18 protein-coding genes are annotated in these 14,926 nt (G+C 62.5%); 8 read left to right on the forward strand and 10 right to left on the reverse strand.

All coding sequences use genetic code 11. The annotated features are described in order from the left end of the window. Positions 1 to 75: 75 nt before the first annotated feature. Together BGO16_RS16445 and BGO16_RS16450 are read right to left on the reverse strand one after the other, a co-directional pair. On the reverse strand, positions 76 to 1,371 hold the full coding sequence (locus tag BGO16_RS16445; RefSeq protein ID WP_292620105.1) for a polysaccharide deacetylase family protein: 1,296 nt from the start codon (positions 1,369 to 1,371) through the stop codon (positions 76 to 78). Positions 1,372 to 1,545: 174 nt separating this feature from the next. Further along, the gene (locus BGO16_RS16450; protein WP_292620106.1) at positions 1,546 to 2,370 is read right to left on the reverse strand and encodes a polysaccharide deacetylase family protein; all 825 of its coding nucleotides are present in this window, start codon (positions 2,368 to 2,370) and stop codon (positions 1,546 to 1,548) included. 106 nt (positions 2,371 to 2,476) lie between these two features. Between BGO16_RS16450 and BGO16_RS16455 the strand changes: the two genes are divergently transcribed. The 3 genes from BGO16_RS16455 to BGO16_RS16465 all read left to right on the forward strand — a co-directional run bounded on the left by BGO16_RS16455 (position 2,477) and on the right by BGO16_RS16465 (position 4,628). Continuing rightward, positions 2,477 to 2,836 (forward strand): helix-turn-helix domain-containing protein, encoded by a 360-nt coding sequence (locus BGO16_RS16455; RefSeq protein WP_292620108.1) that lies wholly within the window; start codon positions 2,477 to 2,479, stop codon positions 2,834 to 2,836. 88 nt (positions 2,837 to 2,924) lie between these two features. Then, on the forward strand, positions 2,925 to 3,743 hold the full coding sequence (locus BGO16_RS16460) for an aldo/keto reductase (protein WP_292620109.1): 819 nt from the start codon (positions 2,925 to 2,927) through the stop codon (positions 3,741 to 3,743). 81 nt (positions 3,744 to 3,824) lie between these two features. Beyond that, entirely contained in the window at positions 3,825 to 4,628 is an 804-nt protein-coding gene (locus tag BGO16_RS16465) for a YdcF family protein (protein WP_292620110.1), read from the forward strand. 13 nt (positions 4,629 to 4,641) lie between these two features. Here BGO16_RS16465 and BGO16_RS16470 read toward each other — a convergent pair whose 3' ends face one another. Further along, positions 4,642 to 4,911, reverse strand: coding sequence for a DUF3253 domain-containing protein (locus BGO16_RS16470; RefSeq protein WP_292620111.1), 270 nt, complete (start codon positions 4,909 to 4,911; stop codon positions 4,642 to 4,644). Positions 4,912 to 5,065: 154 nt separating this feature from the next. Here BGO16_RS16470 and BGO16_RS16475 point away from each other — a divergent pair, with 154 nt between their 5' ends. The 4 genes from BGO16_RS16475 to BGO16_RS16490 all read left to right on the forward strand — a co-directional run bounded on the left by BGO16_RS16475 (position 5,066) and on the right by BGO16_RS16490 (position 8,055). After that, positions 5,066 to 5,722, forward strand: coding sequence for a glutathione S-transferase family protein (locus BGO16_RS16475; RefSeq protein WP_292620113.1), 657 nt, complete (start codon positions 5,066 to 5,068; stop codon positions 5,720 to 5,722). 274 nt (positions 5,723 to 5,996) lie between these two features. Beyond that, a complete protein-coding gene (locus BGO16_RS16480) occupies positions 5,997 to 6,200 on the forward strand; it encodes a hypothetical protein (RefSeq protein ID WP_292611554.1) in 204 nt (67 codons plus the stop codon). A gap of 447 nt (positions 6,201 to 6,647) precedes the next feature. Next, entirely contained in the window at positions 6,648 to 7,592 is a 945-nt protein-coding gene (locus tag BGO16_RS16485) for a hypothetical protein (protein WP_292620114.1), read from the forward strand. 25 nt (positions 7,593 to 7,617) lie between these two features. Then, a complete protein-coding gene (locus tag BGO16_RS16490) occupies positions 7,618 to 8,055 on the forward strand; it encodes a DUF1489 domain-containing protein (RefSeq protein ID WP_292620116.1) in 438 nt (145 codons plus the stop codon). Positions 8,056 to 8,135: 80 nt separating this feature from the next. Here BGO16_RS16490 and BGO16_RS16495 read toward each other — a convergent pair whose 3' ends face one another. Beyond that, on the reverse strand, positions 8,136 to 8,891 hold the full coding sequence (locus tag BGO16_RS16495) for a hypothetical protein (RefSeq protein WP_292620118.1): 756 nt from the start codon (positions 8,889 to 8,891) through the stop codon (positions 8,136 to 8,138). A gap of 93 nt (positions 8,892 to 8,984) precedes the next feature. Between BGO16_RS16495 and BGO16_RS16500 the strand changes: the two genes are divergently transcribed. Beyond that, positions 8,985 to 9,386: an Ivy family c-type lysozyme inhibitor gene (locus BGO16_RS16500; RefSeq protein WP_292620120.1), complete on the forward strand. Its 402-nt coding sequence runs from the start codon at positions 8,985 to 8,987 to the stop codon at positions 9,384 to 9,386. 95 nt (positions 9,387 to 9,481) lie between these two features. Here BGO16_RS16500 and aat read toward each other — a convergent pair whose 3' ends face one another. The 6 genes from aat to BGO16_RS16530 form a co-directional block, all read right to left on the reverse strand. Further along, complete coding sequence (gene aat / locus BGO16_RS16505) at positions 9,482 to 10,156, reverse strand: leucyl/phenylalanyl-tRNA--protein transferase (RefSeq protein WP_292620122.1); 675 nt, start codon at positions 10,154 to 10,156, stop codon at positions 9,482 to 9,484. 142 nt (positions 10,157 to 10,298) lie between these two features. Beyond that, positions 10,299 to 11,654: an acetyl-CoA carboxylase biotin carboxylase subunit gene (gene accC / locus BGO16_RS16510; protein WP_292620124.1), complete on the reverse strand. Its 1,356-nt coding sequence runs from the start codon at positions 11,652 to 11,654 to the stop codon at positions 10,299 to 10,301. A 111-nt stretch (positions 11,655 to 11,765) separates the two neighbouring features. After that, entirely contained in the window at positions 11,766 to 12,248 is a 483-nt protein-coding gene (gene accB, locus BGO16_RS16515) for an acetyl-CoA carboxylase biotin carboxyl carrier protein (protein ID WP_292620126.1), read from the reverse strand. Positions 12,249 to 12,290: 42 nt separating this feature from the next. Further along, on the reverse strand, positions 12,291 to 12,761 hold the full coding sequence (gene aroQ, locus BGO16_RS16520) for a type II 3-dehydroquinate dehydratase (RefSeq protein ID WP_292620128.1): 471 nt from the start codon (positions 12,759 to 12,761) through the stop codon (positions 12,291 to 12,293). 287 nt (positions 12,762 to 13,048) lie between these two features. Beyond that, positions 13,049 to 13,825, reverse strand: coding sequence for a DUF1236 domain-containing protein (locus BGO16_RS16525; protein ID WP_292620131.1), 777 nt, complete (start codon positions 13,823 to 13,825; stop codon positions 13,049 to 13,051). Positions 13,826 to 14,033: 208 nt separating this feature from the next. Next, complete coding sequence (locus BGO16_RS16530) at positions 14,034 to 14,801, reverse strand: DsbA family protein (RefSeq protein WP_292620133.1); 768 nt, start codon at positions 14,799 to 14,801, stop codon at positions 14,034 to 14,036. Positions 14,802 to 14,926 lie beyond the last annotated feature (125 nt).

Below are 14,926 nucleotides of genomic sequence, written 5' to 3' on the forward strand. Positions count from 1 at the left end.
TCCCGTCGGAGGCGGAAAGCTGGTTACAACGCTTCAAGCGAACCTGTATCCACTTCGCTCGAAAACGCTCCAGCTCTAATGAAAACCGGGTCGCAGCACCAGCGGGCTTCCGGGAATGGTGCGTTTCGCCGCGCTCGCATCGACGGAAATCGATTGTACGTTATCATCGACCTCGTTGGTGTGGCGACTTGCCCTGACGATTGGCTTGGCGTGGCGCTGCAGGGGAACGACGACCTTGAGCGGCACGGCGGATTTTTCCTGGACCGCGAATACAGTCGGTGCCGGCACGGGAAACGTGTCGGCGCTGTTGCCGATCGCCACCGCGGATTGGCGCGGCCAGGGTGATTCGTCCGGCAGCGGTACGGCGCCATGCACGAAACGGCGCGAACCGCTGAACGCCTCCGGCAACAGAAGCAGCTTGCCGTCGCGCAAGCCGGAATCCGATACCGCCGGAGCGGGGAAGGTTTTGGTGTTTGCAAATCTGAAACGCGGCACTTTGGGCCAACGCGCCGAAGCGACCGCGCCAGACGCCGGATGCACCTGCCAGTCCCGCGGCGATGTCGGGGTCGCTGGCCGATCGGGCGTGGCCGCCACCACATGGACGATGCGATAGCCGCGCTCCTTCAGCGTGCGGAGAATCCTTGGCAGCGCGGCGACCGTCCTTGCCTGGATGTCGTGCAGCAGCAGGATGCCTTTGCCCTTGGCCTCGATCCGGCTGATCGCGAGCTGGTAGACACGATCGGCCGAGATGTGACGCCAGTCGTCCGCCGGGAAATCGGCGCTCCAGACCTGAATGCCTTTCGACGCGAGGTAATCCTCGACCTCTTTCGCCCGCAGCAGACCGGGAATGCGCATGAAGGGCGCCACAGCCGCAGGATCGCCCAATGCCGCCGTCGCGGAAGCGATGCCGTCGTCGATTTCCTTTCGCGCCCGTTCGATCGGCATCCGGTTCATGCTGAGCGGATGGGTTTGCGAATGGGTGCCGATGGAATGACCCGCCGCCAGCACGCGGCGCAGGTCTTGCGGATAGGCGTGCGCCATGCTGCCGATGGTAAAGAAGGTCGCCTTCACGCATTCCCGCGCGAGGATATCGAGCACCTGGAGGCTGTGCGGCGGCAGGGGACCGTCGTCGAAGGTCAACACCACCTCGTGATCCCTAAGGGGCAATGTTTCCGGGTATTGCATGCCGCCGATACGGGGGTGTTCGCGCGGGTCCACGACCAGCGTCCGCGAGGTTCCGAGCGCATCCGGATTGCCGGGGCAATCGCCGGCCAAGACGGGAGATGCCGTCAGTTCCAGGACGGCGGCGAACAGGCCGACGCAAAGAATCCGTTGTGGCCTCAGCCAGGCTCCATTGAATATCTTTGCCATTCGAAAACACCTTCGCGCCGCCAGTTTCGGTCCGAAACTACTCGCCGGGCTATGAATGCCGCCTTAACTTGTCGGCTGGAGCGGCAGGAGAAAAAACGTCTAGCGGTTTCCCGCCCGCCCGCTCCGGACCATCGAAATCGATCATTCACGATTTTTGATCGATTTGGTCCAAAATCATCGTGATCTGGCGGAATGGTTCGGGCTGCCATCGGCGTTCGCATGCTTGTCGGCGCTTTTTGGCTTGGGGACGACATGCACCACACGGTAGCCGTTGACCCGCATGTATTTGAGAAAATCGGGCAGCATGGCAGCGGTTTGCGCGCGAATGTCGTGAAACAGGATGATGCCCTTCCGCGCGGCCTTGAGCCGTCCGGTGACCAGTTTCAATTCATCCTGCGGGGTCATCGGCAGCCAGTCGCTGGCCCAGAAATCGGCTCCGAACACGACGATTCCCCTCGCTTGAAGCATTGCGAGAAGTTCAGGCGTGGACTCGAAGTATGGAAAGCGAAAAAACGGCGTGCCCGGGATAGTGGTCGCCTTCCCGTTGAGGGCGGCCTCGTCCGCCGCGATGCCGCGATCGATATTGTCCTTGGCGGCTTCAAAGCTCAGCGCGTTGAGGTGCGGGTGCGACCAGGAGTGGTGCCCCAGCGTATGGCCGAGCGCCGCGGCTTTTCTGACCATGCCCGGCAACGCCTGCGAATTCCTGCCGACCTGGAAAAACGTCGCAAGCACGCATTCGCGCGCGAGCGCGGCCAGAATGCGCGGCGTTGGCGCCGCTGGACCATCATCGAAAGTGAGGACCACTTCCTTGTCGTCGAGCGGGAGCGTCTGGGGAAAGCTCTTGAGGCCGACACGCGGATACCTGGCGGCATCGACCTCAAGGATGCGCGATGTACCGAGCGTTCCGGGGCGCGGGCAGTCGCCGGCCCATGCCGGGACGGTCCATGCAACAAGAACGAGAAGCGCGACCTTCAACTTGCCCATCATGCGACGGCTCATCACGTGTGTATCCGTGTCGAGTATAGCTTATTCGCAGCCACACGCTCCAACTGTTCACCGGGCCTTAACGCGCATCATCGACCATCGTCCGAATCGTGGGGTGGTCATGCAGCGGTTGCGACTGAAGGCGGACGGACGGATCGTGGAGATCCGCGACGGGCGGGAGTTTCCGCTGGCGCCGTCGATATCCGTCGCGACTGCGAGTTCCGCTTCGGCCCCTCTCGTTGCCGGGTCTGCGGTGGCAGGAATACCTCCCGATGCAGAACCCGAGGTCAGAAGCCTGCGTCGGCGGGCGGGTCTGACCCAGGTCGAATTCGCGGCGCGGCTGGGCGTCCCCGTTGAAACCATCCGGAACTGGGAGCAGGGCAAGCGGATGCCGCGCGGGCCTGCGCGCGCCCTCCTTGCCGTCATTGCGCACGCGCCCGAAACCGTGTTCGCTGCTCTCGACGGACGCCCGGGCGGCTAGGCATTCGGCCGCGCCTGGCGGCTCCAGCGGCATAATGTTTGCGCAAAGATCGGCTTACCCTCGGTGACATCGCCGCAGGAGATTTGCGATGCAGTACGTTGAAGCCAATGGCGCGCGCATTCCGGCCATCGGACTCGGCACGTGGGAGCTTCGCGGCCGCGCCTGCGCGCGTCTCGTCGAGCAGGCGCTCCGGCTCGGCTACCGCCATATCGATACCGCGCAGATGTATGAGAACGAACGCGAAGTCGGCGACGGCCTGCGCGCATCCGGCATCGATCGCGACGCTGTTTTCGTCACCACCAAGGTCTGGACCACGCATTTCGCGCCTAACGATCTCGAACGCTCGGTGAAGGAAAGTCTCAGGCAACTGCGGCTCGCCCAGGTCGATCTCGTATTGCTGCACTGGCCCAATCCGCGCATTCCGCTGTCCGAGACGTTGGGTGCGCTTGCCAACGTCAGGCGGCTCGGCATGGCGCGCCACATCGGCGTGTCGAATTTCACCGTCGCGTTGATCGAGGAGGCGGTCGCACTCTGTCCGGAGCCGCTGGTTTGCGATCAGGTCGAATATCATCCCTATCTCGATCAGGCCAAAGTGCTGGAAGCGTGCCGACGCCACGACATGGCGCTGGTGGCCTACAGTCCCATCGCCAAGGGGCGCATCAAGACCGATGACGTGCTGAGCCGGATAGGGGCCGCTCACGGCAAGACCGCGGCACAGGTTTGCCTGCGCTGGCTGGTCCAGCAAAACGTTGCGGCGATCCCGCGCACCTCGCGGATAGAACGACTGTCGGAGAACATCGATATTTTCGACTTCACGCTGGGCGATGCCGAGATGGCGCGGATCTCGGCGATGGGCAGCGCCGGGGGTCGGCTGACGGATTTCGGCTTCGCTCCGAAATGGGATTAGCTCACAGCGATGAACCGCGGTGGTTGATTTCGGCGCGCCGCTCGCTCATGGATGTCGCCCTTCCGCTTGCCGGATGATCCCATGTTCTTCCTGCTCTCCAAAATCTTCGGATTTGTCGCGCTGCCGTCGAACGCGATCGCGATCGTCTGCGGTCTGGGCCTGTGCCTGCTGTTACTCAAACGTCGCCGCGCCGGCGCAAGCCTGCTGACGGTCGGCATCGTCTCGCTGTTGGTGTTCGGATATTCACCGGCCGGGAATGTGCTGCTGCTGACATTGTCGGATCGCTTCCCCGCATGGCAGTACGGCGGCCGCGATCCGGACGGGATTATCATCCTCGGCGGCGCTATCGATGCCGGGATATCGGCCGCTCGCGGCGCCGTGGAGACCAATGGCTCCGCGGAACGGCTGATCGCGGCGCTCGAATTGGCGCGGCGGTTTCCCAAGGCACGTATCGTCTACAGCGGCGGAACCGGAAATCTGGTCGCGGACCTTGTTCCCGAGGCGCCGATCGCCGGTCGGCTCATGGAGACACTTGGGATATCGCCCGAGCGCATCATCCTGGAAAGCGACTCCCGCACCACCGACGAGAACGCGCGTTTCACCCGCAAGATGGTTTCGCCGAAACCCGGCGAACGCTGGCTGCTGGTGACGTCGGCGTATCACATGCCGCGATCGATCGGCGTGTTCCGCAAGGCGGGGTTCGACGTCGAAGCCTATCCGGTTGATTGGCGCACGCGCGGTTGGGTCGATGCCTGGGTGCCGTTCGACAGGCTGAGCGCGGGCCTCGCCTCCAGCGACACCGCCGTGCATGAATGGGCTGGTCTGGTCGCTTATTGGCTGACCGGGCGCAGCGATGCGTTGTTGCCGTCGCCGCGCCCCGATTAGGCGGTTCGCGTGCTCAATCCTGCCGCGGCAAGCCCAACCGGTAGACGCCGCGGAAGTCCAGCGGATCGGCCGGCTTGCCTTTGCGATAGATCACGAGGCGCCCGGATTGCGCCAAAGCCACGGCCGCGCGCCGGATTGGCATCAGCAGAGCGTGCCAGTCGGATCCGGCGGCAATCGCCTGCGCGATCTCCGGCGCGCTCAGCGTTCTGGTGACATCGCGCGTCAGGACCTTGAGAATGCTGTCTTCGAGGGAGAGCGCCGGCTGCGAATCTTGTGCGGTCATGGGCTGATGCCATGACGCAATGAGAATTGCTCTGCAAGAGCAAGTGTCCAATACGTGAGCTTCTGCCTGCGGCGCGAGAATGAAACCGGCATGAGAGCGAAACGACATGAAAGTGAAAGGGCATGGGAGTGAAACGATATAGGAGTGAACCGGGATGACGCTGACGCTGGTGATCGGGAACAAGAATTATTCGTCATGGTCGATGCGGCCCTGGCTGGCGCTCAAGGCTGGCGGCATAGCATTCGAAGAGAGGTCAATTCCGCTTTACACCGGCGCGGCTGACAAAAAGCGCATTCTGGACGTGAGTCCGTCCGGCAAGGTTCCGGCGCTGATCGATGGCGACGTGACGGTCTGGGATTCGCTCGCGATCATCGAATACATCGCTGAACGGTTTCCGGAGGCGGGTCTGTGGCCGGCGGACCCGGCCGAGCGCGCGCATGCGCGCTCGATCTCGGCGGAAATGCATTCAGGCTTCGCGGCGCTGCGAAGCGAATGCGGGATGAACCTGCATCGACCGGTCGGCGCGAAAGTGCTTTCCGACAATGCGCGGGCCGACATCGCCCGCATCGGGGAGATCTGGACCGATTGCCGTCAGCGGTTTGCGAAGGGCGGGCCGTTCCTGTTCGGTGCCTTCAGCGCGGCCGACGCCATGTACGGCCCGGTGGTCTATCGCTTCCGCACCTATGCGGTCGATGTGACGCCACTGATGCGGGCGTACATGGAGGCCATGATGTCGCTGCCGGCGTTTCAGCAGTGGACCGAACAGGGGCTCGCGGAAACCGGCGTGATCGAGAGGTTGGAGGGCGGTTGAACGCCGCCGTTCGTATTCCGCCGGGCAGGGCGAGCGGTGGCCAAGCTGATTTCGGGGGCCACGGGATCGCCCACAACCAAAACTCGCAGTGTCTTGTTTCTGGCAACCCGGAAACGAGTTACATCACTGGAAAATCTGCAAAATCCGCAGTTCGGTCATGTCGTTTATGGCTGGCCAAAGGTCCCGACCGCATGCTATACCTAGCAAAATCTTGGCATCTTGACTGGCCGCAAAGCCGCACGGAACGCGGGCAGGCGAGTATTGGCGTTGTGTGATGGAGAAGGCGTTGAAGCATAAATTTCTCGTTGGAGAAACGGTCTATTTCACCGCGAGCAACGTGGCGCGGCCGGCTGCGAGCGGCACTTATGAGGTGATCCGTTTACTTCCTACCGACGGCGACGACTGTCAGTATCGTATCAAGAATTCGGCCGAAGCTTTCGAGCGCGTCGCGAAGGAAAGTCAACTCGCTGCCGGCTAGATTTTCGCCGTTTCCGGGAAACGGTGACAAACTCTAAATTCTTGATGTGACGCGTCTTCTTCACGCAAACCGGATCCCATCCTCAGGTCAAGCCCGAGGACATGCTTCGCTCGAAGACACCGGTGTGGGGCGAATTGACATTCGCTTCCCGCACCCGCTTCCCACATCGCAGCCTGATCCGGAAAGCGAATGTCAAAGCTGCAGAACGTTGCTGGTGGTTCTTTGATTCCAGCGTTTGCGCGGGCATCTGCCGGACCGGATGCAAATGTAGAATCGGACCACTCTCCGCCGTGATTTTGCCAGGCTCTCTCTGAGCAAGGGGACTCAACCCTTCGGTGCGGGCTGATTTTGCCGCATTCCCCGGTCAGTGAATAACAGGGGAATCTGCATTGGCATTCGTCGATTGCGTTTTATGCTGCTCCCACTCGGCATGAGGAACAATCGCGCATGAGCTGGACGCCGGTAACAACGCTCGATGGAGTCTGGAGTTCGTCGCCGTTCCCGATGTGGCTGACGCTGGCGCTGGCGTCACTTCTCGCGGTCCTCGTGTTTCTGACGCTGGTTCGCGCCGACAAGTCGGTTGCGAACGTCGTCCTGACCGTCATCGCGTTGCTCGCGATCGGAATAGCGGCGGCCGTCACCATCAGTCCTGGCGGCGGTCGGGCGTTCGAGTCGAAAAACCCGGCTGTTCCGCTCAATGTTGCGATGCCGGCGTTGGCCTGCATCGACGGCCTTGCCGGCGATGTGGTCGAGGTCGCTTGCGAGAAGGCGTTGTTCGCGACGCCGGATGCGGCGGCCGCCGCCGTTTCCTACGCCGCGTCGAAGCTCAGCCGGCTGAGGTCGTTCGGCGAGGTCGCCGGCGCCGACGGCGCCATGTCGCCGGAGTTGCAGGCGCTGCGGCGGGCGATCGAGCGTGACCGCTATGGCCTGGTCGCCCACGTGCTGGCGGTCCGCGACCATTGCCGGCCATCGGATTGCGCCGCGTTTCAGGTGCTGACCGATCGCAGCCGGATCGCGGCGAACATGGAGGCGGGGACCTACGAGAAACTGGTGGCGCGTTACGCGCCGTCGTGGAACGCGCATGCGGAAATGGCCGATACCCAGAGGCCCGGCATGCCGCTGATGCCGGCGCTTGGATCGGAGCCGACGGGCAAGCCGACGACAGCCGAGTTTCCGTCGGCCGCATCCATTCCGCCGGTCAGCATCATGACGCCCGAGCCGCCGACCGGAGCCGCCGCGCCGTCACCGGCTTCCCCTTTGGCAGCCACGCAACAAGCGGTCCCGAAGCCCCGTCCGGCGCCGGTGAAAAAGCCGGCGGCCCCCAAGGCGCACGCGGTGGCGCCGGTTCGCCTGACGCCTGAACCGCCCTCGGCGAACCCCCAGCAGGATTAGCGGACTGTTCGAAGGCTTTGCTGACATGCACCTTAATCTCGTCAAGCTGGCGGTCGGTTGCGACTCCGTGAAAGATCTCAGGGACTGGATCGCTGATCGCATGAAGCAGGCCAGGCGAAAGGGCCTGCCGCGTCACCACATCCACGTCACCCGGATGACACCCAAGCGCAACGACGAGCTGCTCGCGGGCGGCTCGCTCTATTGGGTTATCAGGGGTGAAGTCGCTGCCCGTGAGAAGCTGATCGGCATCGAGCCCTTCCGCGATTCCGACGGGATCGGCCGGTGCCGCATTGTCATGCAACCGCGGGTGATCGCCGTCAGGCCGCGCCCGATGCGCCCGTTTCAGGGTTGGCGCTATCTGTCTGCCGCCGATGCGCCTCCGGACCTCGGCGGCAATGCGGCGAGCGTTGCCGCGATGCCCGAGCAGCTGCGACGCGAGTTGCGCGATCTGGGATTGCTGTAAGGGTAACAGGCAGGCCGGGCGTACCCGGCTCGATGAAGCAGTTGTCGAGCGCGGTCGGGTCAGGCTCTCTGGTTTCGGGTTTAATCCCGACCACAGTTGTACTTGATGTCTCTCTGGGCAGCTTTGCATGAAGCGATGAGACGGTTGATCGCGGCGCCTGAACCATCGAGCGGAAATGTCCGGAAGCGAAGCTTCTGGCGGACCTCGTCCACCGAATGGAGTTCGGTCTTGCGGCCGTCTTGAACAACGGTGATCGCGTTGTTGCCGTTTGTATAATCAAATCCACCGTACGTCCCGTCAACGACGAGCAGGGACCTGGATCGCTTGAAATCGTCCAGAAAGACCGAGCAGGTGTCGTCGGGATGTTCGAGATATGCTCCCTTGGACTGCAAGGTGACTCCTCCTGAGCGGAACGTCGGATCGAACACCACAGCCAATTGGTTGTCGTGTGCAAGGCCGGGGGTTACCCGCAGAGCCAGAACATGCGTCATCGCTACGCTGTCGCCAAAATAGGCGCAGGCCAGTCCAATCGCTCCGTCCGATGTTTCGATGTGCGCGGAACGGCCCAGAACGGGGTGGTCACCGAATATCCAGCCTGGTGCGCCCGGTTGAGCCGATGGCTTCGTCGAACTGACAGGTGCGGGCTTCTTGTCGGTCGGCGCGTCGTTGCATTCACGAAGAATGCATTGGTCATAGCCCGGGTTCTTCCTGCCGGTCTCATGGCCGCAACGCCAGATGCAGCGCTGGACTTCCATGGCGTCCTCCGGGATGCCTTGGGCGATGGCCGTAACTGCTGGAAGGGTAAGGGCAACAAGGACTATGAACAGGGCGCGCATCCCGCTCTCCAAAAACATCTGTTTCAAACTTGATTGTCACATCCGAACCGCTACGCTGCTCGCTGCTCCAGCGAGAGGCAAGGGTAGGGGGTAATGCGGATTTTCATTGTTCTACTATTGATTTTTATAAACCCGGCGTTCGCCAAGGACGTCTATTTCTCCGAATTGGTAAAAAGTCCGGGGTTCAAAGAAAGCTGGTCGAAGCTTGTCAGCGATCACACATTTGGGCCTTACGATAAATGGATTCCACGATTGAGCGGCCTTCGGTCTGCGGTCAAGTTCGTGAGCATAGATGGACAAGATCTTATAAAAGACAGGTCGTGCGAACCGCACAACTGTCAGGACAACAGCATCAGTATTCTGGCAGATCCAAAGACATACGACATCTGGATGGCCCAGCGCACGATCGCGTTTCCATCCAGAAAGGTGGGTTACAATTTCTTTGGTAATCCGGACGACAAAATCAGGAAGGCCCTGCTGAGCAATTTTGATTGACCCTAGACGCGTTTTCTTCACGCGAACCGGTATCCACTTCGCTCGAAAACGCTATAGGGTCTCTCGCTTCTGATGGAATCAGAAGCGAGCTCGCCTTACGCGCGGCCGATGATCACGCCGAGCACGTCCGCGCCCGGCACCGGCCGGTCAAACGGTAGCGCCCCGAAATCGCCGACGCCTTCCAGCGCGGCATCCAGCAGCGCCCGGTAACGCCTGCGCGGGATTTCGATCGCGCCGAACCCGCGCAGGTGATCGGTCACGAATTGCGTATCGAGCAGCACGAAGCCGCCTGCGATCAATCGGGCGACCAGATGCACAAGCGCGACCTTCGACGCGTCCCGCACGACATGAAACATGCTCTCGCCGAAAAACGCGCGGCCGAGCCTGACGCCGTAAAGGCCGCCCGCGAGTTGATTGTCCTGCCAGACCTCGATGCTGTGGCAATGGCCGAGTTCGTGCAGGGCGATATAGAGTTCGCGGATGCGGCGGTTGATCCAGGTATTGTCACGGCCAGGCTGTGGTGCGGCGCAGCCGTCGATAACCGCCTTGAATGCGGTATCGACCGTTACGGTGAAACTGTCCGATCGCACCGTGCGCGCGAGCCGCGAGGGGATTCGAAAACCTTCGAGCGGAATCACGCCGCGCAACTTCGGCTCGACCCAGAACAGCGTCGGATCGTCGACGCTCTCCGCCATCGGGAAGATGCCGCAGGCATAGGCGCGCAGCAGCAACTCGGGCGTGATCTCGGAAGCTGCGGTCTCGCGTGACATCGTGCGTCTTATAGCAGAACCGAAGCGCAGCCGCGCCGATAATCTGCCGGAGTGCACGGCGCGCCGTCACCGTCGATCGACAGCCGATGTCGCAGCCGTCGGTCGCGAGTTCTCCACGGATACGGACCGGCGGAGGGCGGATTCAAGTTCCCGTCATGTCGCCGCTGGCGAGGTACTGCTCCAGCCAGTGGATGTGGTAGTCGCCGTCGATAATGCCGGACTCGCGGACCAGAGCCCGGAACAGCGGCAGGGTGGTCTCGACGCCGTCCACCACCATCTCGTCCAGCGCCCGCCGCAGCCTCATCAGGCATTCGGCGCGAGTCTTGCCGTGGACGATCAGCTTGCCGACCAGCGAGTCGTAATAGGGCGGGATGACATAACCCTGATAAACGGCGGAATCGATCCGCACGCCGAGCCCGCCGGGCGGATGAAATCGCACGATCTTGCCAGGCGAGGGGCGGAAGGTGACGGGATTCTCCGCGTTGATCCGGCATTCGATCGCATGGCCGTTCACGACGACTTCCTTCTGCGTCGCGGGAAGGTCGCCGCCGGCGGCGATGCGGATCTGCTCCAGCACCAGATCGATGTCGGTAATCATCTCGGTGACGGGATGCTCGACCTGGATGCGGGTGTTCATTTCGATGAAATAGAACTTGCCGTCCTCGTAAAGGAATTCGACGGTGCCGACGCCGAGATATTTGATCTCGCGCATCGCCTTGGCGACGGTTTCGCCGATCTTGTTGCGGGCGGCGGCTGTCAGGGCGGGCGAGGGGCCTTCTTCCCAGACCTTCTGGTGGCGGCGTTGCAGCGAGCAGTCGCGTTCTCCGAGATGGATGGCGCCGCCGCGGCCGTCGCCGAGCACCTGGATTTCGATGTGGCGCGGCTTCTGCAGGTATTTCTCCAGATAGACGGACGCATCGCCGAACGCCGCCCTGGCCTCGTTGCCCGCGGTCGAGATTGCCATCATCAGGTCGTCGGGCGTTTTTACGATTTTCATGCCGCGTCCGCCGCCGCCGGCGGCCGCCTTCACCAGCACGGGAAATCCGATCGCCTTGGCGATCGCCATGGCGTCGTCGTCCGGACCGATGCCGCCGTCGGAGCCCGGAACCACCGGGATGCCGAGCCGCTTCGCGGTTTTCTTGGCCTCGATCTTGTCGCCCATCAGGCGGATGTGTTCGGCCTTGGGACCGATGAAATGCAGGCGGTGGTCGGCGAGGATTTCGGCGAAGCGGGCGTTCTCGGAGAGAAAGCCGTAGCCGGGATGCACGGCGTCGGCGCCGGTGATCTCGCAGGCCGCCAGCAGCGCCGGAATGTTGAGGTAGCTGTCCTTCGCCGGCGGCGGTCCGATGCAGACGCTTTCGTCCGCAAGCCGCACATGCATGGCGTCGGCGTCGGCGGTGGAATGCACCGCGACGGTCTCGATGCCAAGCTCCTTGCAGGCGCGCAGGATGCGAAGGGCGATCTCGCCGCGATTGGCTATCAGGATCTTATCGAACATCTTTGACCCGTATCCCGGATGCGGTGCAGCGCGCAGCGCAGCGGAGCGGTGCGCCGCCAGGCCGGGAGTCGCGCCCGGGACGCTTGAAAACGTCTGGCGATGCGGCCTGCATCATTCGATGATGACCAGCGGCTCGCCGAACTCGACCGGCTGGCCATCCTCGACGAGAATCTGCGTGACCGTGCCGGCCCGCGGCGACGGAATCTGGTTCATCGTCTTCATGGCCTCAACGATCAGCAGTGTCTGGCCCACGGTGACCTTGGAGCCGACCTCGATGAAAGGCTTGGCGCCGGGCTCCGAGGCCCAATAGGCGGTGCCGACCATCGGCGAGGGAACCATGCCCGGATGCTTGCTGACATCGGCGGCGCCGGACGCCGGCGCTGCGGCAGGGATGGGCGCTGCGGCCTGATAGTTCGCGGGCATTGCCGTGCCCACGTTGCGGGCGACCCGCACCCGGAGTCCGTCGCGTTCGATCTCGATTTCGGTGAGCTTGGTCTCGTCCAGCAGTGCGGCGAGTTCGCGGATCACCTCGCTTTCCTCGCGTCGTTCATCACCGGTTGTGGTCTTTGCTGCGTCTCCAGGCTGCGGGGCCATGTTCTCGATCCGAAACTTTCTCTGTGGGATGACGCTGCTACGTCAGGGTTTGACTTTTTCGCCGGACTTCACCGCGCCGATCCTGGCGGCAAGACCGTCGATGGCGAGCCGGTAGCCGTCGATTCCGAAGCCGCAAAGGCTCGCAAAAGCGGCGCTTGCCGTGAAGGAATGGTGACGGAAGCTCTCGCGCGCATGGATGTTGCTGATGTGAACCTCGACGGTGGGGATATTCGCGGCGACCAGCGCATCGTGAAGCGCAATTGAGGTATGAGAATAGCCGCCGGCATTGATGACAATGCCGGCCGCCCGCTTCGCATGTGCGTCATGGATGAAGTCGATCAGCTCGCCCTCGCCATTGGACTGGCGGCAATCCGCGGTCAGTCCGAAGCCCGCAGCCGTGGCGGCGCAGAGCTTTTCGACATCGGCAAGGGTGGCGCGGCCATAGATTTCCGGCTCACGGGTCCCGAGCATGTTGAGGTTCGGGCCGTTGAGCACGTAAATAGTCCTGGCCATCTGAAATCCCGAAAGCGGTCGTTCCGGCGCCATGCACCGAGGTTTCGGGTCGTTATATGTAACAAGAGAGCCAAGGGGAAGCCTGAACGCTCTGGCATTCGGCTTCAAAAACCTCGCTTTTTCCACGAAATGCGAGGCAGAACATACGGAAATTGCTTGTTAACCAAAGGCCGGAACCCGCGACCGGGGGCGGAAGACGGCGGCCTGCCGCGCGATTCGGCCGGTCGCGCCAGGCGCCGCGGGGCCAGGACCGGCCCCGCTTATGCGCTGTTATGAAGGATTCCAGATCAGGCCGGAAGGACCGCGACGATCTCAAGGGTCCTTGGATCGACGACAACAATCTCATTACGGACCAGGAAGAATTCATACCCGCGCCAGCTCGGGTAGATGTCGACGATCTGGGACGGCAACGGATGGAAACTCACCGTGCGCGGCACCCGCGTCCCGACAGCGACCGAGAAATTGACGTTCGTCATCGGCTGCACATGCTGGTCCCTGATGACGGTCGTGATCCTGGTGCGCTGTTCCGTCGAAAGCTTGGCGCCGGAACCTGCCTGACCCGTCGTCGTGGTCGATGATCTGTTGGTGTCGACCGCGTTCCGCGAGGAATCGGACTTCATTCCGTTGCGCTCTTCGGCGTTGCGGTGATGATCCATGGTCTTTTCATTGCGGTCCTCGGTTCGCTGGTGCCGCTCCTCGGTCCGCTTGCCCGATTCGTTGCGCTCCGAGCGCATGCCCTTGGAGTGGTCGTTGCCCGCGCCGCCTTTTCCGTGATCTTCGGCGGATCTTTCGTTCTTCATCTTGCCGGGATGGGTGTCATGCGCACGCTGTCCGGACGCGCTTCCGCGGCCCGTGCCCTCATTCGACATGCCGCTGGAAGCGTCGTTGCGCATCGGAGCGGTCGCGGAGCCGCGGCCCTGTTCCGTCGATGGCGCGTTTTGCTGCATGGTCGATCCGCCACTGCCGCCGCCCTCTCGGCCCATGCCGGTTCCTTGCGCATAGGCGAATCCCGTTCCCGCGATCAGCACCGCAGTCGCTGTCGAAAGAAGAAAGTGTTTGGTCATCGATGTCTCCTCACTTGTTGCATGCCCGCCCGACAACGGTGCAGTAAGGAGCTATGTTCCGATGCGATCCGGGTTCCGCCGGATTTGTTTTCTGAACGCGGGATTAACGGCTGTTGCCCGAACCCATGGCAGTCCTGCAAAGTATCTCAAGCCGTCCAACGAAAAAGGCCCCGCTGCGAGCGGGGCCTTTCGTTCGACAGCAGAGCGATCAGCAGGACGCCTTGCCGCAGCGCGCCGTGTTGATCTTCTCCTTGAGTGTCGAAAGACCGACCGCGCCGACAACGACCTGTTTGCCGATCACGTAGCTCGGCGTTCCGTTCATGCCCATCGCTTCGGCAAGTTTGAAATTCTCCTCCAGCGTCGCCCGGACTTCGGGACTGTTCATGTCCTTCTCGATGCGCGCTATGTCGAGACCGGCTTCCTTGGCGGCGGCGAGGGCGCGCGCCTTGTCGGCCTGGCCGCGTCCGCCGAGCAACCGTTGATGAAAGTCGAGATATTTCTTGCCGCCGGGATCCTGCATGCGCACGGCCACCGCGACCTGTGCGGCTTCGACCGAACCGGGGCCGAGTACCGGAAATTCCTTCAGGACGACCTTGAGCTTTGGATCCGCCTTCAGGAGATCGAGCATGTCGGCCATCGCGCGTTTGCAGTAACCGCAATTGTAATCGAAGAATTCGACGAGGGTGACGTCGCCGTCCTTGTTGCCGAGGGTGACGCCGCGCGGCGAATTGAAGATGGCGTCGGCGTTCTCGGTGACCGCGGCCTCGTGCTTGAGTGCGTCGGCCGTCGCCTGGCGCTTGCTGAGTTCGACCGAGACCTCCTCGAGAACCTCGGGATGGGCGAGCAGATAGCTTTTGACGATCTGTTCGATCTCGCCGCGCTGGCTGTCGGAGAAACCCTGCGCCGAAGCCGAAACGGGTGCAGCTCCGAGCGCAAGCGCAAAGAGGGCAGAAGCGAGAAACCGATGCGGTTGCATTGTCAAAATCCTTTGGTCAATTCAAGTCTCGTTGCGTTGTTCGAAGGCGCCGGCTTGGCGCCGCCTGTTGGTCTGGTCGTGACATTTGCGTCGCGAGGCTCGCGGCAGGCGGGTCGCGAATGTCA

The sequence above is a fragment of the Nitrobacter sp. 62-23 genome, from assembly GCF_001897285.1.
GTDB lineage: Bacteria > Pseudomonadota > Alphaproteobacteria > Rhizobiales > Xanthobacteraceae > Nitrobacter.